General features: G+C 67.2%; 20 protein-coding genes. 12 read left to right on the top strand and 8 right to left on the bottom strand.

Annotated features, from left to right (window positions below):
- The 5 genes from QPK32_RS05670 to QPK32_RS05650 form a co-directional block, all read left to right on the top strand.
- The coding region (locus QPK32_RS05670) for a general secretion pathway protein GspB (RefSeq protein WP_290411791.1) at positions 1-335 on the top strand (335 nt) is incomplete at its 5' end.
- Between the two features lie 73 nt (positions 336-408).
- A complete protein-coding gene (gene mobB, locus QPK32_RS05665) occupies positions 409-927 on the top strand; it encodes a molybdopterin-guanine dinucleotide biosynthesis protein B (RefSeq protein WP_290411810.1) in 519 nt (172 codons plus the stop codon).
- Between the two features lie 56 nt (positions 928-983).
- Complete coding sequence (locus QPK32_RS05660; RefSeq protein ID WP_290411790.1) at positions 984-1,187, top strand: YjfB family protein; 204 nt, start codon at positions 984-986, stop codon at positions 1,185-1,187.
- 283 nt (positions 1,188-1,470) lie between these two features.
- Positions 1,471-1,755: a DUF2282 domain-containing protein gene (locus QPK32_RS05655; protein ID WP_290411789.1), complete on the top strand. Its 285-nt coding sequence runs from the start codon at positions 1,471-1,473 to the stop codon at positions 1,753-1,755.
- A gap of 4 nt (positions 1,756-1,759) precedes the next feature.
- Positions 1,760-3,418: a DUF692 family multinuclear iron-containing protein gene (locus tag QPK32_RS05650; protein WP_290411788.1), complete on the top strand. Its 1,659-nt coding sequence runs from the start codon at positions 1,760-1,762 to the stop codon at positions 3,416-3,418.
- A 40-nt stretch (positions 3,419-3,458) separates the two neighbouring features.
- On the opposite strand, the gene QPK32_RS05645 is transcribed toward QPK32_RS05650, so the two are convergent.
- From QPK32_RS05645 to fumC, 3 genes are all read right to left on the bottom strand, one after another.
- On the bottom strand, positions 3,459-3,746 hold the full coding sequence (locus QPK32_RS05645; protein WP_290411787.1) for a DUF883 domain-containing protein: 288 nt from the start codon (positions 3,744-3,746) through the stop codon (positions 3,459-3,461).
- Between the two features lie 147 nt (positions 3,747-3,893).
- Positions 3,894-4,106 carry an RNA-binding S4 domain-containing protein gene (locus QPK32_RS05640; RefSeq protein WP_290411786.1) on the bottom strand — a complete coding sequence of 71 codons (213 nt, stop codon included), beginning with the start codon at positions 4,104-4,106 and terminating at the stop codon, positions 3,894-3,896.
- Between the two features lie 172 nt (positions 4,107-4,278).
- Positions 4,279-5,673: a class II fumarate hydratase gene (gene fumC, locus QPK32_RS05635; RefSeq protein WP_290411785.1), complete on the bottom strand. Its 1,395-nt coding sequence runs from the start codon at positions 5,671-5,673 to the stop codon at positions 4,279-4,281.
- Positions 5,674-5,770: 97 nt separating this feature from the next.
- Here fumC and QPK32_RS05630 point away from each other — a divergent pair, with 97 nt between their 5' ends.
- Complete coding sequence (locus QPK32_RS05630; RefSeq protein ID WP_290411784.1) at positions 5,771-7,096, top strand: hypothetical protein; 1,326 nt, start codon at positions 5,771-5,773, stop codon at positions 7,094-7,096.
- Positions 7,097-7,441: 345 nt separating this feature from the next.
- Here QPK32_RS05630 and QPK32_RS05625 read toward each other — a convergent pair whose 3' ends face one another.
- Positions 7,442-8,296 (bottom strand): SDR family oxidoreductase, encoded by an 855-nt coding sequence (locus QPK32_RS05625; RefSeq protein WP_290411783.1) that lies wholly within the window; start codon positions 8,294-8,296, stop codon positions 7,442-7,444.
- A gap of 120 nt (positions 8,297-8,416) precedes the next feature.
- On the opposite strand from QPK32_RS05625, the gene QPK32_RS05620 reads away from it, so the two are divergent.
- Positions 8,417-8,815: a helix-turn-helix domain-containing protein gene (locus QPK32_RS05620; RefSeq protein ID WP_290411782.1), complete on the top strand. Its 399-nt coding sequence runs from the start codon at positions 8,417-8,419 to the stop codon at positions 8,813-8,815.
- A 79-nt stretch (positions 8,816-8,894) separates the two neighbouring features.
- Here the strand turns inward: QPK32_RS05620 and QPK32_RS05615 are convergent, their stop codons facing one another.
- Positions 8,895-9,179 carry a flagellar protein FliT gene (locus QPK32_RS05615; RefSeq protein WP_290411781.1) on the bottom strand — a complete coding sequence of 95 codons (285 nt, stop codon included), beginning with the start codon at positions 9,177-9,179 and terminating at the stop codon, positions 8,895-8,897.
- Between the two features lie 301 nt (positions 9,180-9,480).
- Between QPK32_RS05615 and QPK32_RS05610 the strand changes: the two genes are divergently transcribed.
- From QPK32_RS05610 to QPK32_RS05600, 3 genes are all read left to right on the top strand, one after another.
- On the top strand, positions 9,481-11,571 hold the full coding sequence (locus tag QPK32_RS05610; RefSeq protein ID WP_290411780.1) for a M13 family metallopeptidase: 2,091 nt from the start codon (positions 9,481-9,483) through the stop codon (positions 11,569-11,571).
- Between the two features lie 90 nt (positions 11,572-11,661).
- Entirely contained in the window at positions 11,662-12,279 is a 618-nt protein-coding gene (locus QPK32_RS05605) for a bifunctional 2-polyprenyl-6-hydroxyphenol methylase/3-demethylubiquinol 3-O-methyltransferase UbiG (protein ID WP_290411779.1), read from the top strand.
- A gap of 141 nt (positions 12,280-12,420) precedes the next feature.
- Positions 12,421-12,600, top strand: coding sequence for a CsbD family protein (locus QPK32_RS05600; RefSeq protein ID WP_290411778.1), 180 nt, complete (start codon positions 12,421-12,423; stop codon positions 12,598-12,600).
- A 188-nt stretch (positions 12,601-12,788) separates the two neighbouring features.
- Here QPK32_RS05600 and QPK32_RS05595 read toward each other — a convergent pair whose 3' ends face one another.
- Positions 12,789-13,883, bottom strand: coding sequence for an AI-2E family transporter (locus QPK32_RS05595; RefSeq protein ID WP_290411777.1), 1,095 nt, complete (start codon positions 13,881-13,883; stop codon positions 12,789-12,791).
- Positions 13,884-14,049: 166 nt separating this feature from the next.
- Here QPK32_RS05595 and QPK32_RS05590 point away from each other — a divergent pair, with 166 nt between their 5' ends.
- Positions 14,050-14,229, top strand: a complete 180-nt coding sequence (locus tag QPK32_RS05590) for a CsbD family protein (protein WP_290411776.1) — start codon at positions 14,050-14,052, stop codon at positions 14,227-14,229.
- A gap of 173 nt (positions 14,230-14,402) precedes the next feature.
- On the opposite strand, the gene QPK32_RS05585 is transcribed toward QPK32_RS05590, so the two are convergent.
- Complete coding sequence (locus QPK32_RS05585) at positions 14,403-16,622, bottom strand: S9 family peptidase (RefSeq protein ID WP_290411775.1); 2,220 nt, start codon at positions 16,620-16,622, stop codon at positions 14,403-14,405.
- A 175-nt stretch (positions 16,623-16,797) separates the two neighbouring features.
- Between QPK32_RS05585 and QPK32_RS05580 the strand changes: the two genes are divergently transcribed.
- Positions 16,798-18,873: a PAS domain S-box protein gene (locus tag QPK32_RS05580; protein ID WP_290411774.1), complete on the top strand. Its 2,076-nt coding sequence runs from the start codon at positions 16,798-16,800 to the stop codon at positions 18,871-18,873.
- Between the two features lie 60 nt (positions 18,874-18,933).
- Here QPK32_RS05580 and QPK32_RS05575 read toward each other — a convergent pair whose 3' ends face one another.
- Entirely contained in the window at positions 18,934-19,296 is a 363-nt protein-coding gene (locus tag QPK32_RS05575; protein WP_290411773.1) for a multidrug efflux SMR transporter, read from the bottom strand.
- Positions 19,297-19,333 lie beyond the last annotated feature (37 nt).

The raw sequence follows: 19,333 nt of genomic DNA, 5'->3' as shown, positions 1-19,333 counted from the left end.
CGCCGGCCGCGACGCGCACGGTGCCGCCCGCGCCGCCGCCGGCCGTGGCCCAGCCGGCGCCACGGGCCGCCGCGCCCGCGCCCACGCCTGTATCGGCGCCCGAAGACAGCCTGCCGTTCCTGCAGCAATTGCCCGAGCCGCTGCGCAGCGAGGTGCCGCGCGTGGCCTTCGGCGGCTATATGTATTCGGCCAATCCGGCCGACCGCCTGCTAATCGTCGACAAGGTGCTGCGCCGCGAGGGCGAGGAAGTCGCGCCCGGCCTGGTGCTGGAAAAGCTGCTGCCGAAGACGGCCGTGATGAACTACCGTGGAACCCGCTACCGTGTCCCGTACTGATCGCGTCGACGGCAAGGTGGTGCCGGCCGCATCGACCCGGGAGCGCCTGCAGGAGGCGGCCGGCGGCAAGGTGATGGGCGTGATCGGCTGGTCCGGCAGCGGCAAGACGACGCTGCTCGAATTCCTCGTCGGCCGGCTGGCGGGCGAGGGCGTGCGCGTGAACGTCATCAAGCACAGCCACCACGACATCGTGCTGGAGCCGCCGCACAAGGACAGCGCGCGCATGCGCACGGCCGGCGCGGCCGAGGTGATGATCGCCTCGCCGTACCGCACCGCGATCATGCGCGAGCTGCGCGGCATCGAGGAGCCGCCGCTGGCCGAGCACCTGCAACGCCTGTCGCCCGCCGACCTGACCCTGGTCGAAGGCTACAAATGGGAGCCGCTGCCCAAGCTGGAGGTCTACCGTCCCGAGGTCGGCAAGCCGCCCGTGTACCCGGACGATCCGCACATCGTCGCCGTGGCGTCGAGCGCGCCGGCTCCGGACGCGCTGGCGCCGCACGTCGCCTGGCTCGACCTCGACGATCCGGACGGCGTGCTGGACTGGATGAAGACCTATCTCGGCCTGGCGGAAAAAAAAGCTAAAGTTGGATGATGCGCTGTCGTTAATGACGAATAGCCCATTCCGGGCGGAACACACAGGAGAACACCATGGATGCAATGGGTATCGCCAAACTCGCCACCAGCCTCGCCGATACCGGCCTGCGCCAGGAAGTCGGCATGACCATGCTCAAGAAAGCACAGGACATCCAGGCATCGTCCGCCGCCCAGCTGCTGGAAGCCGTCCAGGCGTCCGCGCCGGCGCAGCAGAACCTGCCGCCGCACCTGGGTAATCACGTCAATACGACCGCCTGAAGAATTCGTCACGAATCCTGTCAACGGGCGGGCGGCCCGCGCGTTATCGGCTCACGTACCCGGCGCGCCGGGCAGGCCATATAACAGTAGTCCGCTCGAGCCCTGCCACTGCCGTGCCCGGCCAATGTCCTCGATATTGGCTGCCACGGCGCACGAAGGCCGCCCCCCGCCGGCGTACGAATTTCTTTCCGCTTTTCACAATTGTTTTTTTCCTTCAATATCCGCCCCGCATTCGATAGAATCGGCTGGCGTCATATTGACGCGTGCCTCCATGGAGATCTACATGAATAAACGTCAAGCCCTGGTGGCCGCCGCGCTCGCCGGCGTGTGCGCCGCCAATGCATCGGCATCGGGCCAGATGGGGACGGCCGCGGCCGACCAGGAAAAATGCTATGGCGTCGCCAAGGCCGGCCAGAACGATTGCGGCACGGCCGTGCACGGCTGCGCGGGCCAGGCCGCCGTCGACAACGACCCGGCCGAATGGAAGATGGTGCCCAAGGGCAGCTGCGAAAAAGCCGGCGGCAAACTGACCGAACCGAAGGCCCAGCAGCCCAAGCAGGACAAGTAATCCCATGGCGCCGGCCGGCCATCCCGCGGCAAGCGGCGTGGGCATCGGCCTGCGCGTGCCTCATTACCGCGCCTTCCTCGAGCGGCGGCCCGGCGTCGGCTTCATCGAGGTCCATACCGAGAATGTCCTGGCGCGGTCGGGCCGCGACTGGCACGTGCTCGACTCGCTGCGGCGCGATTATCCCGTCAGCCTGCACGGCGTCGGCCTCGGGCTCGGCTCGGCGGCCGGCTTCTCGGACGAACACCTGCGCCGCGTGGCCGACCTGGCCAGGGCGGTCGAACCGGCCCTCGTCTCCGAGCACCTGAGCTGGGGCGCGACGGGGGACCGCCAGTTCAACGACCTGCTGCCGCTGCAGCTCGACGAGGCGGCGCTGGCCCTCGTCGCCGGCCGCGTCGCGCGCGTGCAGGACGCGCTGGGGCGCCGCCTCCTCGTCGAGAACGTCTCCACCTACCTGCGTTTCACGCTGGACGCCGTCGGCGAGGCCGAATTCCTTGCCGAACTGGTGCGCCGCACGGGCTGCGGCATCCTGCTCGACGTCAACAACCTGTACGTCAACCAGCGCAACCACGGCGAGGATGCGCTGGCTGCCCTGGCCGCGCTGCCGCTGGGCAGCGTGGGCGAACTGCACCTGGGCGGCCACCTCGACACGGGAACGCTGCTGATCGACCACCACGGCGACCGCGTCGCCGCGCCCGTCTGGGTGCTGTACCGCGCGGCGCTAGCGCGCTTCGGCGCCGTGCCGACCCTGGTCGAGTGGGATACCGACATCCCGCCGCTGGACGTGCTGCTGGAAGAGGCGGAGACGGCGCGCACGATCATGCTGGAAGCCGGCGCGCGGGAGGGCGGGGCGCCCGCATCCGCCCGCGACGGCGCACCGGCGTGGACGGCGGCCCCTTCGGGCGCCGACCCCGCTGCCGTCCAGCAAGCCTTCGGCGCCGCGCTGTTCGACCGCAGCGGGGATGCCATCCTGGCACCCTGGCTGAAGGGCGATGCCGGCCGCCTCGGCATCTACCGCGGCAACCTGGCGGCCAACTGGCGGCGCGCGCTGGCCAATGCCTATCCCGTGCTGCGCCGATTGGTCGGCGAGGACTTCTTCGCGGGACTGGCGCGCGTTTATGGCCGTGCCCATCCTTCCGCGGATCCCGACCTCAACCGTTTCGGCGCCATGCTGCCGGCCTTCCTGGAAGCGTTCGCGCCGGCCGCCGACTACCCGTATCTACCGGACGTGGCCCGCCTCGAATGGCTGGTGCACGAGGCCTGGTACGCGCCCGATGCCGACACGCATGCGGCGCCGGCCGTGGACGGGCTCGATCCGGTCCGCTTCGAGGCCAGCCGCGCACGGCTGCATCCCGCGCTGCGCCTGCACGCTTCGCCCTGGGCAACGCCGGCGGTGTGGCTGGCGCACCGGGACGGGGAGGGGAACATGCCGGACGTACTGGACCGCGCCGGCCACGCGCTGGTGCGGCGCAGCGGCTGGCAGGTGGAGGTGGTCCCCATCGATGCGGCCGAGCACGCGGCGCTCGGCTGCCTGCTGCGGGGCGGCACGTTCGGCGCGGCGCTGGACGCGGCCTTCGAGGCGGACGAGGGATTCGACGTGGGAGCGGCCTTGCGGCGCTGGCTCGCGCCGGGCTGCGTGACGGCGATCGTGGACGGAAAAATGTAGGGCGAGGAACGGCGCCGCGAACGCGGCGCCGGCCGGGTGCTCAGTGGTAGAAGGCGCGCAGGATGCGCGCTTCGCCGCTGTCGTCGTGGTGCAGTTCGTTTGCGGCGCGCGTCGCTTCCATCATGCGGTTCAGCTGATCCTCCTCGAAACGGGCCAGTTCCTCGTTTGCTGCGTTGAGCGCCGTGGCCAGCTTGGCGCGGGCGTTCTGGTACACCATGCCGGTGTAGTGATCGGTGTTCTTGAGCAGTTCTTCCGCGTTTTCGATGACGAGACGCAGGTCGCCGATCAGTCGCTGCTGCGTCGTTGGGCTGTAGTCCGGGGTATTCATCTTCTTCACCTTTGGCGAATGTTACGTATTCAATATAAAGAAGGAGGTCTGCCCAAGTTTGTCTGCGCGCAAACCGGCAATTTCCAGCCGGGGACGGCTAGTCCGGCGCCCCCACCGGGAGCATCGGGCAAGCCGCCAACGCAGCCTTCAGCGCACGTCGATCCGGATGTCGCCCAGCGTCACGACCTGGCCGGCGCGGATCTTGGCCGTCTTGCGCAGTTCCTTCTTGCCGTCGACCGACACCGCGCCGCTGGCGACCACGTGCTTCCCGGCGCCGCCGCTGTCCACCACGCCCGCGAGCTTGAGCAGCTGGTTGAGTTCGATGAACTCCGATGTCAGTTCAAATGTTGTCTTTTGCATATTGTATCCCTGGTTTTTAGCGGGCGGCGTACTGTTGAGCCTGCCCATTTAGGTAGGCGGAAAACGCGTCGTCCCCGCGCAGGCGGGGACCCAATTCAGCATCTGCCGCCGAAACGCATGCAGAACTTGGGTCCCCGCCGGCGCGGGGACGACGGGGTAGGGCGATCTGGCCTCAGGCCTGTTCGGGCCGGGTCATCTCGATCGGTACGATCCACTGGTCGAACTGCGTTTCGTCGACGAAGCCCGACTGCAGCGCGGCCTGGCGCAGCGTCAGGCCGTTGTGCTGGGCCGTCTTGGCGATCTGCGCGGCGCGATCATACCCGATATGCGGGGCCAGCGCGGTCACCAGCATCAGCGACTGTTCCATCAGCTCGCCGATGCGCTTGCGGTTCGGCTCGATGCCCTTGGCGCAGTGCTCGTCGAACGAACGCATGCCGTCGGCCAGCAGGCGCGCGCTCTGCAGGAAGTTATGGGCGATCATCGGCTTGAACACGTTCAGCTCGAAATTGCCCTGGGCGCCGCCGACGGTGATGGCGACGTCGTTGCCGAACACCTGGCAGCACAGCATCGTCAGCGCCTCGCACTGGGTCGGATTGACCTTGCCCGGCATGATCGAGCTGCCCGGTTCGTTTTCGGGAATCGTGATCTCGCCCAGGCCCGAGCGCGGGCCGGACGCCATCCAGCGCACGTCGTTGGCGATCTTCATGAGGGCCGTGGCCAGCGTCTTGAAGGCGCCGTGCGCCGCGACGATGGCATCGTGGCCGGCCAGCGCCATGAACTTGTTGGGCGCCGACTTGAACTGCAGGCCGGTGCGCGAGGAGATCTCGGCGGCGATGCGGTTGGCGAATTCCGGATGCGCGTTCAGGCCCGTGCCGACGGCGGTGCCGCCCGCGGCCAGCAGCAGCAGGCCCGGCAGGGCAGCCTTGATCGCGTGCTCGGAGAATTCCAGCTGGGCCACGTAGCCGGAGAATTCCTGGCCCAGCGTCAGCGGGGTCGCATCCTGCAGGTGGGTGCGGCCGATCTTGACGATGTCGGCGAAGTCGCGCGACTTGATCTCCAGCGTGCCGCGCAGCCGCGCCAGCGCCGGCAGCACGTCCTTGGCCACGGCGATGGCGGCCGCCACGTGCATCGCCGTCGGGAACATGTCGTTCGACGACTGCCCCATGTTCACATGGTCGTTCGGGTGCAGCAGGCGCGCCTCGCCCCGCTCGCCGCCCAGGATCTCGGAGGCGCGGTTGGCCAGCACCTCGTTCATGTTCATATTGCTCTGGGTGCCCGAGCCGGTCTGCCACACGGACAGCGGGAATTCGCCCGGATGGCGGCCTTCCAGCACCTCGTCGGCCGCCTTGATGATGGCGTCCGCCTTGTCCTGCGGGAGCTTGTGCAGCGAGCGGTTGACGGCGGCGGCGGCGCGCTTGACCTGGGCCAGCGCGGCCACCAGTTCCGGCGCCATCTTCTCGCTGGAGATGTGGAAGTGGTGCAGCGAGCGCTGGGTTTGCGCTCCCCACAGTTGACCGCTCGGTACTTCGATCGGTCCAAAGCTGTCCTTCTCGATCCTGTTTTCCATAGACGCGTCCTGTTTTTGCAGAGTTGGCAGAAATGTCGTTAAAGAGTGTACCGCAACAGCCGTTAATGACGCTGAAGCCCCTACTTTTTGCATGCCCATGGCCCGCCGCCCCCGCCGCTCGATGTTCACCTTCCTGACCGCCGCCGCCACCGGTGCCGTCCTGGCATCCGCCGGCGCCGCCGAGCTGGGCGACGCCCGGGTCGCGTCGCACATCGGCCAGCAGCTCGTCGCCGACGTCGAACTGACGATGATCGACGATCCGTCCGCCCCGGTCCAGGTGCGCCTGGCCAGCCCGGAGGTCTACCGCGGCGCCGGCATCGCCGTGCCGCCGGCGCTGTCCGGCCTGACCCTGTCGGTGATGCGCCGCGACGGCCGCCAGTTCCTGCACGCGACCACGCTGCGCCCCGTCGATGCCGACCACCTGCACCTGTACGTGGAACTCGTCGACAAGGGCCAGCGCGCGGTGCGCCTCGTGACGCTGTGGCTGACGCCGGATCCGAACCCGGCCCCGCCGCCCGCGCCGGCACCGGTCCCCGCGCCGGTCGTGCTGCCGCCGACGGCGGCCCGGCCAATGGCAGCCGCGCCGGCACCGGCCCCGGCCTCGGTACCGGCAGCGGTGCCGAAGCGCGACGTCAAGCCGCAGTCCAAGCCCGAGAACAAGCCCGAGACCAAGCCGGGAGCGCCCGCCGCCGCGAAGCCGCCGCGCCCCGTCCCCGCATTCAAGCTGCCGGCGGCCAGCCACGCCGAGGCCAGGCCGGCCGCCTGTTCGGCCCAGGCCGACGAAGCGAAGGCGTGCGCGGCGCTGGGCGCCAAGAACGACGAGTTGCGCGCCCAGCTCGGCAAGCTGGAGGAGAAGGTCAGGACGCTGCAGGCCAGGCTGGGCGTCGCGGCCGCGCCCGCGCACGACGCGGCGGAGAACAAGGAGGAGGCGCATCCTGCGCCGAAGGGCGAGAAGCCGGCGCACGCGGACAAGCCTGCCGCGCAAGCCGCGCAGCCGGCCGGAAAGCAGGAACAGCAGCACGAGGACAAGCAAGAGCAGAAGCAGGAGGAGAAGCACGAGCAGAAGCAGGACGCCGAAGCGCCTGCCGCGCCGCAGGAAGAAAGCAAGCCGGCCGTGCCCAAGCCGATCTCCGCGATCAAGCCGCTGGTGCCGCGCAAGCCCAAGGCCAAGGAAGCGCCGCCGGACGAGGGCGGGTTGCCGTGGGGCTGGATCGGCGGCGCGGCCGCCGTGCTGGCGCTGGCCGGCGGCGCCGGCGTGGCGCTGCTGCGGCGCCGGAACAAGGGACGGGATGCCGGCCTGCCGACACAGCCGGGCGCGCTCGACAGGCTGAAGGCGCGTTTTACCGCCCGCACCAAGCCGGCGCAGGCGGCAGCCGAGCCCCCCGCACAGCCGGAACGCGAGGCCGAACCCACCCTCGAATAATCTTATAAAGAAATTATCTATACAAGCGGCTTATTTCCGTTATACTAGTTCGCGTCGATCTACATGATCGCGTAACGGACCAGGATCCGGCGCAGCCACCACCGATAGCGTGGCGCGACCACCGGATGACCGCTGAGGAAGCGCCTGGTTCCGGAAGCGGTCCGCCTGCCAACAGCGTGCAGGTGGACGCCGGATGCAACCGGCACGAGGCGATGCCAGGGGATGCCTGGCACTCGCTCTCCCTATTCAGGCCCGTCGGCCCTGCCGACCGCCACCCGCAAACCCGCGCAGGCCGCACGCCGCGCGGGTTTTTTCTTGGATCGGTGCCTATCCGACGGGACGACCTTACGCCAATGCCCTGGCCACCGATGCCGCCAGCGGCGTGGTCGGCCGACCGATCAGCTTGCTCAACTGGCGTCCATCGTCGAACAGCCCGCCCTGTGCCGCGCCGGCGTCGGAACTGGACACCAGTTCGGCGAGCCCTTCCGGCAGGCCGATCTGCAGCAGCACACCCTTGTACTCCTGCTGCGGCAGGTCGCGGTAGGCGAGGGGCTGGCCGGACTGGCGCGCGATCTCGGCCGCCAGGTCTTCCAGCGTATAGGCGTCGTCACCGGCCAGCTCGTACACCTTGCCGGCCTGGTCGTCGCGCGCTGCCAGCACGGCGGCCGCCGCCGCGGCGTAGTCGGCGCGGGCGGCCGAGGCGATGCGTCCGCTGCCGGCGCTGCCCAGCAGGGCGCCATGCTGCAGCGCCGGCTCGATCGCGCCCAGGTAGTTTTCCGTGTACCAGCCGTTGCGCAGCAGGACGAAGGGAACGCCGGACGCGCGCAGCAGCGCTTCCGTCTCCTTGTGCTCGGCCGCGAGCGGCAGCGGCGACGTGTCCGCATGCAGCAGGCTCGTGTAGGCGATCAGCCGGGCGCCCGCACGCTTGGCGGCATCGATGACGGCGCGGTGCTGGGGTACGCGCTGGCCCACGGCATTGCCCGAGACGAGCAGCACCTTGTCCGCGCCGGCGAAGGCGGCGGCCAGCGTGTCCGGCCGGTCGTAGTCGGCCTGGCGGACCTGCACGCCGCGCGCGGCCAGGTCCTGGACCTTGGCCGGGTCGCGCACGGCGGCGACGATCTCGCCGGCCGGGACGCGGTCCAGCAGCGATGCGATGACGAGACGGCCGAGTTGGCCGGAAGCTCCGGTGACGACGAGCATTGCGCACTCCTTGTTCAAAATGGATGAAAATGCATCATAGGACATGCGCTTACTTTTGGTAAGTACGTACCTTTTGGTAAGTATTGGGAGATAATTCAATCAATCATCGAAGGGGAAGAAATGAGCGAATCGCTGACCGACCGCGTCCGCCGCGGCGACCTGTTTTCCGAATACTGTCCGTCGCGCGAAGTGCTGAAGCACGTCACCAGCCGCTGGGGCGTGCTGCTGCTGGTGGCGCTGATGGACGGTACCCAGCGCTTCAGCGAACTGCGGCGCAAGGTGGGCGGCATCAGCGAGAAGATGCTGGCGCAGACGCTGCAGTGGCTGGAACAGGACGGTTTCGTGCAGCGCATCGCCCACCCCGTGGTGCCGCCCCACGTCGAATACCGCCTGACGCCGCTCGGCCGGGAGATCGGACGCAAGGTCGGCGAGCTGGCCGACTGGATCGAGGGGAATATGGACGGCATCCAGGCCGCCCAGCGCAAGGTTGCTGCGAGCGAAGCGTCGGCCGCTCACTGAAGTGCAGGCAAGAAAAAGCCCCTCGGATCGCGGATCGGGAGGGGCTGTCGCTGCCGGCCGAGCCGGCGTGAGGGTGGCGTCAGTGGGCGGCGCTCATGGCGCGGTCCAGCTGGCCCATCCAGGGTTCGGTGACGTCGCGCACGGCGCGGTCGTTGGCCATGATCTGCTTGAGCAGGTCGATCTTGCGCTTGCGCTGGTCGCCTTCCAGCTTGGGCACGCCGTTGCGGGCGGCGGCGGACTGGATGGCGCACTGGGTTTCCAGGCGCGCCAGCGCTTCCATGTCACCCTCGATGGCGGCAGCCGCCATGCGACCCGTCAGGGCGGCGATATTTTCGTACATTGCGAGGACTTCGTTGGACGTCATGGCTGTTTCCAGTATCTGAAACTCCGGCCGGATTGCCGGTTCTCCGTTTGTTTACGGATGAGCTGCGAAGAACTTTAGGGTTTTTTTAAATATTTTTTGAAATTTTTTTCTGACAAGCGGATTGTGCCTGCCATCGCATTTAGATGGCGCACGCAATGCAATCGAAACTTCGCGGCGGACCGGCGGTCCAAATCCGCAGGCGGCCACATGGTGGGACCTGTCCAGGCATGGTTTGGTGCGTGGCAAGCGTTCTTGCGCCCCGTTACAATGGCGCGATCCCATTCATCACCGAAGGAAACCAATGAAGACCAGCTGGACGCCGATCAAGACCGCCATCGTCCTGGGCCTGTGTTCCGCCACGTTCGCCACGACGCCCGCGTTCGCCGGCGGGCAGGCGACGGCGCAGACCGCGCCGGCGGCGCAAGCCACCACCGCCGCGCCGGCCGCCCAGCCTGCCACGGCCGCGCCGCGCCCGGGCGACGATTTCTTTGCCTGGGCCAACGGCGAATGGCTGGCCAGGACGGAGATCCCGGCCGACCGCAGCAGCTGGGGCGAAATGGCGAGCCTGGCGGAGAATACCAACCAGCGCATCGTCAAGCTGATCGAGGACACGGGCGCCGACAAGCGCGCCAAGGGCGAGGCGCGCAAGGTCGCGGACTACTACGGCGCCTACATGGACGAGGCCGCCATCGAGAAGAAGGGCGCCGCGCCCCTCAAGCCGTTGCTGGACAAGATCGCCGCCATCAAGGACAAGACCGCGCTGGCCGGCGCGCTGGGCGCCTCGCTCCGCGCCGACGTCGACCCGCTCAACAATACCGATTTCGCCACCGAGAACCTGTTCGGCCTGTGGGTGTCGCCCGGCCTCCACGAGCCCGACCGTAATCGCCCCTACCTGCTGCAGGGCGGCCTGGGCATGCCCGACCGCGCCTATTACCTGGATGCCAGCGAACGCATGGCGGGCTTGCGCACCCAGTATCAAAAACACATCGCCGCCATGCTGAAGCTGGCCGGCTACGCCGATGCCGACGCCGAGGCGCGCGCTGCCAAGGTGTTCGCGCTCGAAGTGGACATCGCCAACGTCCACGCCACCCGCGCCGAGTCGGCCGACGTGCTCAAGGCCGACAACACCTGGAGCCGCAAGGACTTCCAGGCCAAGGCCCCGGGCATGGACTGGGATGCCTTCTTCAAGGCCACCCGCCTGTCGGACCAGGACAAGTTCATCGTCTGGCACCCTGGCGCCGTCACCGGCGAAGCGGCCCTCGTCGAGAAGATCGACCTGGCCACCTGGAAGGATTATCTCGCCTTCCATCGCATCAACCAGATGGCCGGCGTGCTGCCCAAGGCCTTCGTCGACCAGCGCTTCGAGTTCTACGGCAAGGCCCTGACGGGCACGCCGCAGCAGTCGCTGCGCTGGAAGCGCGCGCTGGGCGCCACCAACGAGGCGATGGACGAGGCGGTCGGCAAGCTGTACGTCGCCAAGTACTTCCCGGCCGAGAACAAGGCGCGCCTGCAGGCGATGGTGGCCAATATCGTCGCCGCCTTCGGCAAGCGCATCGAGAAACTGGACTGGATGGCGCCGGAAACCCGCGCCCAGGCCCAGCAGAAGCTCAAGACCCTGTACGTGGGCGTGGGCTACCCGGACAAATGGAAATCCTACGAGGGTCTGAAGGTGGTTGCCGGCGACGCCTTCGGCAACGCCGTGCGCTCCGAGGAATTCCACTACGCGGAAGAGATCGCCCAGCTGCACCGCAAGCCGGACCGCAAGGCCTGGTCGATGCCGCCGCAGCTCGTCAACGCCGTCAACTTGCCGCTGCAGAACGCGCTCAACTTCCCGGCCGCCATCCTGCAGCCGCCGTTCTTCGACCCGAAGGCGTCCGATGCGTCGAACTATGGCGCGATCGGCGCCATCATCGGCCACGAGATCAGCCACAGCTTCGACGACCAGGGCGCCCAGTTCGATGCCCAGGGCCGCCTGCGCGACTGGTGGACCAAGGCCGACCTGGAGCACTTCCAGGCCGCCTCGCAAAAGCTGGTCGCCCAGTACAACAGCTATAAACCGTTCCCGGACCTGGCCGTCAACGGCCAGCTGACGCTGTCGGAAAACCTGGCCGACCTGGCCGGCCTGTCGGCCGCCTACGATGCCTACAAGGACAATGGCGGCAAGGCCGGCGGCGAGGAGGGCGACCGCCAGTTCTTCACGGGCTTCGCCAACAGCTGGCGCAACAAGGCGCGCGAAGCGGCCGAACGCCGCGGCATCCTGACCGACGGCCACGCGCCGCCGCAGTACCGCGCCGCCACCGTGCGCAATATCGACGCCTGGTACAAGGCGTTCGACGTGCAGCCGGGCCAGAAGCTGTACCTGGCGCCGGAACAGCGCGTGCGCGTCTGGTAAGGGCGAGCGTCATATCCGCGCGGTAACGTGCGGCAAACGGGTGGGTGACGGGACTAGCATGGTTCCGTCATCCACTTTCATTTTGCGCACATGAACGAGGACTTCCACGACATCGCGCGGCGCACGCTGCACCACTACGACCGCGTCGCGCGCCGCTTCTTCTTCGGCACCATCGACCACGACGTCAGCCAGAACATCGATGCCTTGCTCGATGCGATCGAGGCCCCGGCGCCGTGCACCATCCTCGACTTCGGCTGCGGGCCGGGACGCGACCTGCGCACCTTTGCCGAGCTCGGCCACCACGCCATCGGCCTGGACGGCAGCGCCAGGTTCGTGGCCATGGCGCGGGACTACAGCCATTGCGAGGTCTGGCACCAGAACTTCCTGGAACTGCGGCTGCCCAGGGAAACGTTCGACGGCATCTATGCGAACGCCTCGCTGTTCCACGTGCCGCGCGCCCTGCTGCCGAAGGTGCTGGGCGAACTGCACGCGGCGCTGAAGCCGGGTGGCGTGCTGTTCAGTTCGAACCCGCGCGGCAACAACGAGGAGGGATGGAACGGCCCGCGCTGGGGCAGCTTCCACGACTATCCGGCCTGGGAGAGCCATCTCGTCGCAGCCGGCTTCCGGGCGCTGCACCACTACTACCGCCCCGAGGGATTGCCGCGCGAGCAGCAGCCCTGGCTGGCCAGCGTCTGGCGCAAGACCTAGACAATGTGGCTACCTTGTTACAAGGAAATGTGGCGGGTTTGTTAAGTTGCGTACAGAATGATAGTCGTCATTGTCCTAATATGAACCCATGCCGCTTCAACACGGAAGCAGCACTTCACTGACGAAAGAAAGGAGTTCATCATGAACGACGATCAAATCAAAGGTAAAGCAAAAGACATCGGCGGCAAGATCCAGGAAGAAGCCGGCAAGCTGGTCGGCAGCAGCGAGCAGCAAGCCAAGGGCCTGTCCAAGCAGGTCGAAGGCAAGACCCAGGAAAAGGTCGGCGACCTGAAGGACGCCATCGACAAGGGCAATCGCTGATCCCTGGTCATCACGGACGCTCCGGCGTCGCGTAGATCGAACGGCCGCTTCGTGCGGCCGTTTTCTATTTCCATGATGCGGGACCGGGCCCGGTAGGGTGGTCGGCTGGGCCGACCACGCGTTCAACCAGCGCAGGCATATCGCTATGCCGCTGCCGCGTGAACGCGTGGACGGCGGAGCCGTCCACCCTACGAATCCTCCTTCTGTCTGTCGCCGAGGATGTCTTCCACGTACAGCATGTTCACCAGCACCATCAGCACGGCCGTCAGCGGCGTCGCCAGCGCCACGCCGGCGAAGCCCAGCAGCATGCCGAAGACCAGCTGCATGACGATGGTCAGCGCCGGCGGGATCTCGACGGCCCGCGCCTCCACCAGCGGCTGCAGGATATAGCCTTCGAGCGTCTGCACGGCGAGGAACAGCAGGATCACGTACAGCGCCATGTCCGGCCCCATCGACAGGGCGATCAGCACGGCCGGCACGCCCGCGATGATGGGACCGACATAGGGAATGAAGTCGAGCAGGCCGGCGATGATGCCCAGGATCAGGCCCAGCGGCACGCCCAGCATCGTCAGCCCGGCCGCCGTGGCCACGCCCACGATGACCATCGAGATCGTCTTGCCGACCAGCCAGCGCGCCAGGTTGTCGCCCAGCGTGTCCAGCACCTGCGTCGCGCGCTCGCGTTTGGCGGGCGGCACGAGGCGGACAAAGCCCTTCTTGTAGACGCCGGGCGAGAACGCGAAATAGATGCCGACGAAGACGATGATGACGACGTTGCCGATCGCCCCCAGCACGCCGCCGAAGAACAGGCCCGCGTTCGGCACCATCTGGCTCATCTGCTGCGTCATCTGCTTGGGATCGGGCAGTTCGCTGGCGATTTTTCTCAGCAGCGGGTGGCGCTGCACTTCCTGCTGCAGGCGCTCGATCGAGGCCGGGATCTGCTTGGCCAGTTCCGAGGACTGTTCCGAGATCTGCGGCGCCATCGCCCACCCGCCCAGGCCGATGATGGCGGCAAGGGCCAGCACGACGGCCACCAGCGCCAGCTTGCGGTTCCAGCCGAAGCGGCGCTGCAGTATGGCGCTGAGCTTGTACAGCAGGATGGCGAACAGGATGCAGGCGAACAGGAGCATCAGCGCATCGGCGGCGATGACGACGGCGGCCGCCAGCGCGAGGAACAGCACGGCCATGCCGTCGATCAGGGCGTGGCGGCGCATGAGCCGCCGTTGCGACGGCGTCGGCTTGGCCTTGGGCGGCGAGGGCGGATAAGTGGATTTCTCGTCATGCATGGCGTGGCGCTCTCCTTGTTTTGGTGAAAAAATGTTATCAGCCAGGGCTGTACGCGGTCGCGCGGGTGAACTGTGTGCGTGCGCTAACTGAGCAGTATCGCGGCGCTGGATAAGATGGCATCCAGACATCGCCACACGGCGCATGCATTACACAAAGGAGAACACCATGAACAAGGACCAGATCAACGGCAAACTGCAAGACATCGGCGGCAAGATCCAGGAAGAGGCTGGCAAGCTGGTGGGCAGCGAAGAACAGCAGGCCAAGGGCCTGAAGAACCAGGTCGAAGGCAAGACCCAGGAAAAGCTGGGCGACCTGAAGGAAAAGATCCACGACGCGACCAAGTAACGCGGCAAGCCGCGTTACGGTAGGGTAGGCGGGTTCCCCGCCTACGCGTCCAGCCTCCGTTTGAACGACCTGACTGTTCGCATCGAGTTGAACGCGTGGACGGCGAAGCCGTCCACCCTACGAGAAAGGCCGCCGGTGCGGACACCGGCGGCCTTTTCATTGGCATCACCCGATCACTTCTGTTCCGGCATCAGGTTCTTCTTCATGAAGGCCTCGATCATGCCGTACACGTGGCGCTGGCCGGCACGCGAGGAAATGCCGTGCTTGGCGCCCGGATAGGTCATCAGCTCGAACTGGACGTTGCGGTTCACGAGCGCGTCGATCATGCGCGTGGTGTTGGTGAACAGCACGTTGTCGTCGGCCATGCCGTGTACCAGCAGCAGCTTGGACTTCAGGCCGTCCAGGTGGGCGAACACGCCGCTCTGCTGGTAGGCTTGCGGATTGCTCTTCGGCGTGGAACCCATGAACTGTTCCGTATAGTGGGTGTCGTACAGCGACCAGTCGGTCACCGGCGCCACCGACACGCCCGCCGCGATCTTGTCCGATGCCGCGGCCAGCAGGCGCAGCGTCATGAAGCCGCCGTAGCTCCAGCCGAACACGCCGATGCGCTTGCTGTCCACGAAGCTCTGCTTGGCCAGCCAGTCGATGCCCGTGACCTGGTCTTCGACTTCATGCTTGCCCAGTTCGCCGTAGATGACGTCGGTGAACTTGCGCTCGCGGCGCGAGGAGCCGCGGTTGTCCAGCGTGAACACCACGAAGCCCTGCTGCGCCATGTACTGCTTGAACATATTGCCCCAGCCGCGCGTGACCTGCTGCGAGTGCGGGCCGCCGTAGACGGTCAGGAACACGGGGTAGCGCTTGGCGGGGTTGAAGTCGGCCGGCTTGATCATCGCGTAGACCATGTCCTGGCCGTCCTTGGACTTGATCGTGCCGAACTCGGTCGGCAGCAGGTCCGGCATGTACTTCGCGAACGGGTGGTCGCCCTTGACTTCGTTCCGCTCGAGCCACTCGACCATGCTGCCGTCGGCGCGGCGGATCGATACCTGGGCCGGGGTCTTCGGATCGGAGAAGGTGTCGACGAAGATCTTGCCGTTCTTGGCGAAGGTGTCGTCGTGCCAGCCGTCGGTCCTGGTGATGCGCACCGGCTTGGCGGCATTGCTGCCGTCCAGGTTCAGCGCATAGGTCTGCTTGTCGGTCAGCGCATCCTTGTTCGAGGCGATATAGACCTTGCCCGCGTCCTCGTCGACGGCCAGCACGTTGTCCACGCCCCATTCGCCGCTCGAGATCGGATGCAGCAGCTTGCCGTTCAGGTCATACAGGTACAGGTGGTTGCGGCCGCTGCGCTCGGACGCCCAGATGAATGCCTTCTTCTTCGACAGGAAGCGCAGGTCGTCGTGGATGGCGACCCAGGTGGTCGAGGTTTCCGTCAGCAGCGGGCGCTGGGCCAGCGTGGCGGCGTCGACGGCGACGAGGTCCAGGCGCTTCTGGTCGCGCGACTGGCGCTGGTACACGAGGGTCTTGCTGTCCGCGCTCCAGTCGGCGCGCACCAGGTAGATGTCCTTCTCGCTGCCCAGGTCGACCTTCTTCTGCGCGCCCGTGGCCGGGTTCACGACCATCAGGTCGATGATCACGTTCGGGTCGCCGGCGGCCGGGTAGCGCTGGTCGATGACCTCGGTGCGGTCGGCAAAGATCTCGAAGCGGCGCGCCACCGGCACCGGCGCTTCGTCATAGCGGCGGTAGGCGATGGCGGAATCGTCCGGCGCCCAGTAGTAGCCGGTCTTCTGGTCCATCTCTTCCTGCGCGACGAACTCGGCCTCGCCGTTGTGGATGGTGTCCTTGCCGTCCGTCGTCAGCTGGCGTTCCTGGCCCGTCGACAGGTCGATCACGTAGAGGTTCTGGTCGCGCACGAAGGAGACGTAGCGGCCCTTCGGCGAGATCTTCGGATCGATGACGTTGCCCGAGGCCACCTTGCGCGCCGCCTCCGGATGCGCCGCGTCGACCAGGTACAGGTCGCCCGCGATCGGCACCAGCAGCTGCTTGCCGTCCGGCGACCAGCTGTAGCTCAGGATGCCCGACAGGCTGGCCGTGCGCATGCGCTCGCGGCGCGCCTTCTCTTCCAGCGACAGGTTTTCGTTGGGAACGAGCTTCTTGGAGTCGACCAGGCGGTGCGTGGTCTTGTCCTTCATATTGTATTCCCACAGGTCCAGCTGGAACTGGTTGTCGGGACGGCCGCGCAGGAAGGTCACGCGCTCGCCGTCGGGCGACACGCGCAGGGCACGCACGCCAGGACCGGACAACGCCGGGTCGGCGTGGATGCGGTCCAGCGTCAGGCGCTCCGCGGATGCGGGAGCGGCCGCGAGAAAGGCGGCGAGGAGGCAGAAGAGAAGGCGCATTGGATGGTCTCGGGTGATAAATTAATTATGTGCAACGGGCGAGACGATACCAGACTCATCCGGGAAAAGCTGTAAATACGAGGCGCCGGCGCGGCACGCGCGCGACGTGACAGTACGCGGGCACGAACCGTGAAACTGTGACATCATTCCGGCCCCATCGTCGACTTGCGCACCCATGCCCCCCGATTCCCCGTTCCCGCCCGCCAACCCAGCAAGCAGCGCCGGCCCGGAGAAGCGTTTCAGCGAACTCTTCGAGCAGGCGCCGTTCAGCATCCAGATCCTGGCTCCCGACGGGCGCACGCTGCGCGTCAACAAGGCCTGGGAAAAGCTGTGGCAGATCCATGAAGGCTCGGCGCTGAAGGCCCACGTCTTCAGCGCGCACTACAACGTCCTGCGCGATCCCCAGCTCATCGCGAACGGCATCGCGGCTTACCTGGAGCGCCCCTGCGCCGGGGAGTCCGTCGAGATTCCGGCGATGCGCTACGACGTGGCCGCGCTGGGCGGGCAGGGACCGGCGCGCTGGGTGACGGCGCGCGCCCATGCGCTCAAGGATGGCGCTGGCAACATCCTCGAAGTGATGCTCATGCACGAGGACATCACCGAACGCATGGAAGCCGAAGCCGCCCTGCGCCTGCGCGAAGAGCGCTTCCGCTCGCTCGTGATGGCGACGTCGAAGATGGTGTGGACGACGGCCGCCGACGGCCGCGTGCTCGAGGATTCGCCGTCCTGGCGCGCCTACACGGGGCAGACGTTCGAACAGTACCGGGACCATGGCTGGATCGATGCCCTGCACCCGGAAGACCGCGAACGGACCCACGCCACCTGGCTGGCCCGCGTGGCGGACCGCGCCACGTTCGAGACCAGCTACCGCATCCGCCGTCCGGACGGCAGCTGGCGCTGGGTCGCCGTCAAGGGCGTGCCGATCGTCGATGCCGACGGCGCCGTGCGCGAATGGATCGGCGCCAATACCGATATCCACGAGACCGTGATGGAGCAGGCCGGCCTGGCCCGGCGGCTGGACCGCGAGCGGCGCAATGCGGCGCTGCTGGCCAAGGTCGCGCAGGCGTCGCGCACCCTGCATACGGCCTTGTCGAGCAAGGAGATCGCCGAGGCGCTAGTCGAGGAGGTCCGCGACATCCTCGACGTGCACCAGGCCGTCGTGTCGCTGACGTCGGACGACAATTGGACCCAGGCGATCAATGCCGTGTCGCTGTCGGACAAGTATGCGGCATTCCGCCGCTACGATGCGGGTACCGACGGCAGCGGCATCTATGCAGAGGTATGCCGCACCAACCAGCCGCTGCGCCTGACCCAGGCCGAGCTGGAGGCGCATCCCGCCTGGCGGGGCTTCGGCAAGCATGCGCATGGCCACCCGCCGATGCGCGGCTGGCTCGCCGTGCCGCTGATCGACCGGAAGGGCAGGAATATCGGCCTGATCCAGGCGTCGGACAAGCGCGCCGGCGAGTTCACGGAAGAGGACGAAGCCATCCTCATGCAACTGGCCTCGATCGCGGCCAACGGCTTCGAGAACGCGCGCCTGTACGGCTCGCTGCAGGAGCAGGACCGGCGCAAGGACGAGTTCCTGGCGATGCTGGCGCACGAACTGCGCAACCCGCTGGCGCCGATCGCGGCGGCGGCGGACATGCTCAGGCTCGGCACCGCTGGCGAGGAACGGGTACGCCGTGCGAGCGAAGTCATCGGTCGCCAGGTGCGGCACATGACCTCGCTCGTCGACGACTTGCTGGACGTGTCGCGCGTCACGCGCGGCCTGATCCAGCTCGACAGCACGGTGCTCGACCCGATGACGATCGTCGCCGGCGCCGTCGAGCAGGCCAGGCCGCTGGTCGAGGCCCGCCGGCACCTGTTGTCCGTCGACGGCGATGCCGGCGGCGCCAGGATCGTCGGCGACGCCAACCGCCTGGTGCAGGCGCTCGTCAATCTGTTGAACAATGCCGCCAAATACACGCCGCCCGGCGGCAGCATCGACCTGTCGGTCGCGCGCCAGGGGACGACGCTGTCGATCCGCGTGCGCGACAATGGCCTGGGCATCGATGCGGCCTTGCTGCCCCATGTGTTCGACCTGTTCACCCAGGCGGAGCGCTCGCCGGACCGGGCCCAGGGCGGGCTGGGTATCGGCCTGGCGCTGGTGAAGACCATCGTCACGCTGCATGGCGGACAGGTCGGCGCCCGCAGCGACGGCCCCGGGGCCGGCAGCGCGTTCACCGTCACGCTCGATTGCGTTGCGGACTGAGTTGCGGACCGAGCGGCGTGCGCCGTGCGCGCGACGCAGGGCGGGTTATTCGGCCATCGCTTACTTGGTCATCAGCCAGCAGGCGATGCACAGCATGCACATCCCCGCGGCCTTGGCCGGCGATACGGCCTCGCCAAGGAACTGCATGCCGAACACCGCCACCGTCACGATGGTGAATGCCGTCATGATGGGGTAGGCGAGGGTCATTTCCAGGCGGCTGAGCGCCTGGCCGTAGCAGAAGAAGCCCAGCACGTAGCTGCCGGCGGCGCCGGCCAGCCAGCCGAGCTTGGCGATCTCGGCGAAGCTGGCGTAGCCGGACGATTTCTTGAGCAGGAAGGTCGCGGTGGCGCTGAACAGCGAAGCGACGGCGCACCAGAGGTAGCCGTAGAGGGCGGGGCTGGCTTTCATAATCGAAAGAAACATAATTTTGCGATTATGGCATCTTTACGGCAACGATGTC

Source organism: Massilia sp. YIM B02763 (genome assembly GCF_030412015.1).
GTDB lineage: Bacteria > Pseudomonadota > Gammaproteobacteria > Burkholderiales > Burkholderiaceae_D > Telluria.
The sequence above is the reverse complement of the archived record's forward strand: the minus strand, read 5'-3'. Positions and strand labels throughout refer to the sequence as shown.

What these genes read in the sequence shown, in the direction of transcription:
- mobB (WP_290411810.1), top strand. Translation starts at nt 409, where the DNA reads ATGGGCGTGATCGGCTGGTCCGGCAGCGGCAAGACGACGCTGCTCGAA.
- QPK32_RS05660 (WP_290411790.1), top strand. Translation starts at nt 984, where the DNA reads ATGGATGCAATGGGTATCGCCAAACTCGCCACCAGCCTCGCCGATACC.
- QPK32_RS05655 (WP_290411789.1), top strand. Translation starts at nt 1,471, where the DNA reads ATGAATAAACGTCAAGCCCTGGTGGCCGCCGCGCTCGCCGGCGTGTGC.
- QPK32_RS05650 (WP_290411788.1), top strand. Translation starts at nt 1,760, where the DNA reads ATGGCGCCGGCCGGCCATCCCGCGGCAAGCGGCGTGGGCATCGGCCTG.
- QPK32_RS05645 (WP_290411787.1), bottom strand. Translation starts at nt 3,746, where the DNA reads ATGAATACCCCGGACTACAGCCCAACGACGCAGCAGCGACTGATCGGC.
- QPK32_RS05640 (WP_290411786.1), bottom strand. Translation starts at nt 4,106, where the DNA reads ATGCAAAAGACAACATTTGAACTGACATCGGAGTTCATCGAACTCAAC.
- fumC (WP_290411785.1), bottom strand. Translation starts at nt 5,673, where the DNA reads ATGGAAAACAGGATCGAGAAGGACAGCTTTGGACCGATCGAAGTACCG.
- QPK32_RS05630 (WP_290411784.1), top strand. Translation starts at nt 5,771, where the DNA reads ATGGCCCGCCGCCCCCGCCGCTCGATGTTCACCTTCCTGACCGCCGCC.
- QPK32_RS05625 (WP_290411783.1), bottom strand. Translation starts at nt 8,296, where the DNA reads ATGCTCGTCGTCACCGGAGCTTCCGGCCAACTCGGCCGTCTCGTCATC.
- QPK32_RS05620 (WP_290411782.1), top strand. Translation starts at nt 8,417, where the DNA reads ATGAGCGAATCGCTGACCGACCGCGTCCGCCGCGGCGACCTGTTTTCC.
- QPK32_RS05615 (WP_290411781.1), bottom strand. Translation starts at nt 9,179, where the DNA reads ATGACGTCCAACGAAGTCCTCGCAATGTACGAAAATATCGCCGCCCTG.
- QPK32_RS05610 (WP_290411780.1), top strand. Translation starts at nt 9,481, where the DNA reads ATGAAGACCAGCTGGACGCCGATCAAGACCGCCATCGTCCTGGGCCTG.
- QPK32_RS05605 (WP_290411779.1), top strand. Translation starts at nt 11,662, where the DNA reads ATGAACGAGGACTTCCACGACATCGCGCGGCGCACGCTGCACCACTAC.
- QPK32_RS05600 (WP_290411778.1), top strand. Translation starts at nt 12,421, where the DNA reads ATGAACGACGATCAAATCAAAGGTAAAGCAAAAGACATCGGCGGCAAG.
- QPK32_RS05595 (WP_290411777.1), bottom strand. Translation starts at nt 13,883, where the DNA reads ATGCATGACGAGAAATCCACTTATCCGCCCTCGCCGCCCAAGGCCAAG.
- QPK32_RS05590 (WP_290411776.1), top strand. Translation starts at nt 14,050, where the DNA reads ATGAACAAGGACCAGATCAACGGCAAACTGCAAGACATCGGCGGCAAG.
- QPK32_RS05585 (WP_290411775.1), bottom strand. Translation starts at nt 16,622, where the DNA reads ATGCGCCTTCTCTTCTGCCTCCTCGCCGCCTTTCTCGCGGCCGCTCCC.
- QPK32_RS05580 (WP_290411774.1), top strand. Translation starts at nt 16,798, where the DNA reads ATGCCCCCCGATTCCCCGTTCCCGCCCGCCAACCCAGCAAGCAGCGCC.
- QPK32_RS05575 (WP_290411773.1), bottom strand. Translation starts at nt 19,296, where the DNA reads ATGTTTCTTTCGATTATGAAAGCCAGCCCCGCCCTCTACGGCTACCTC.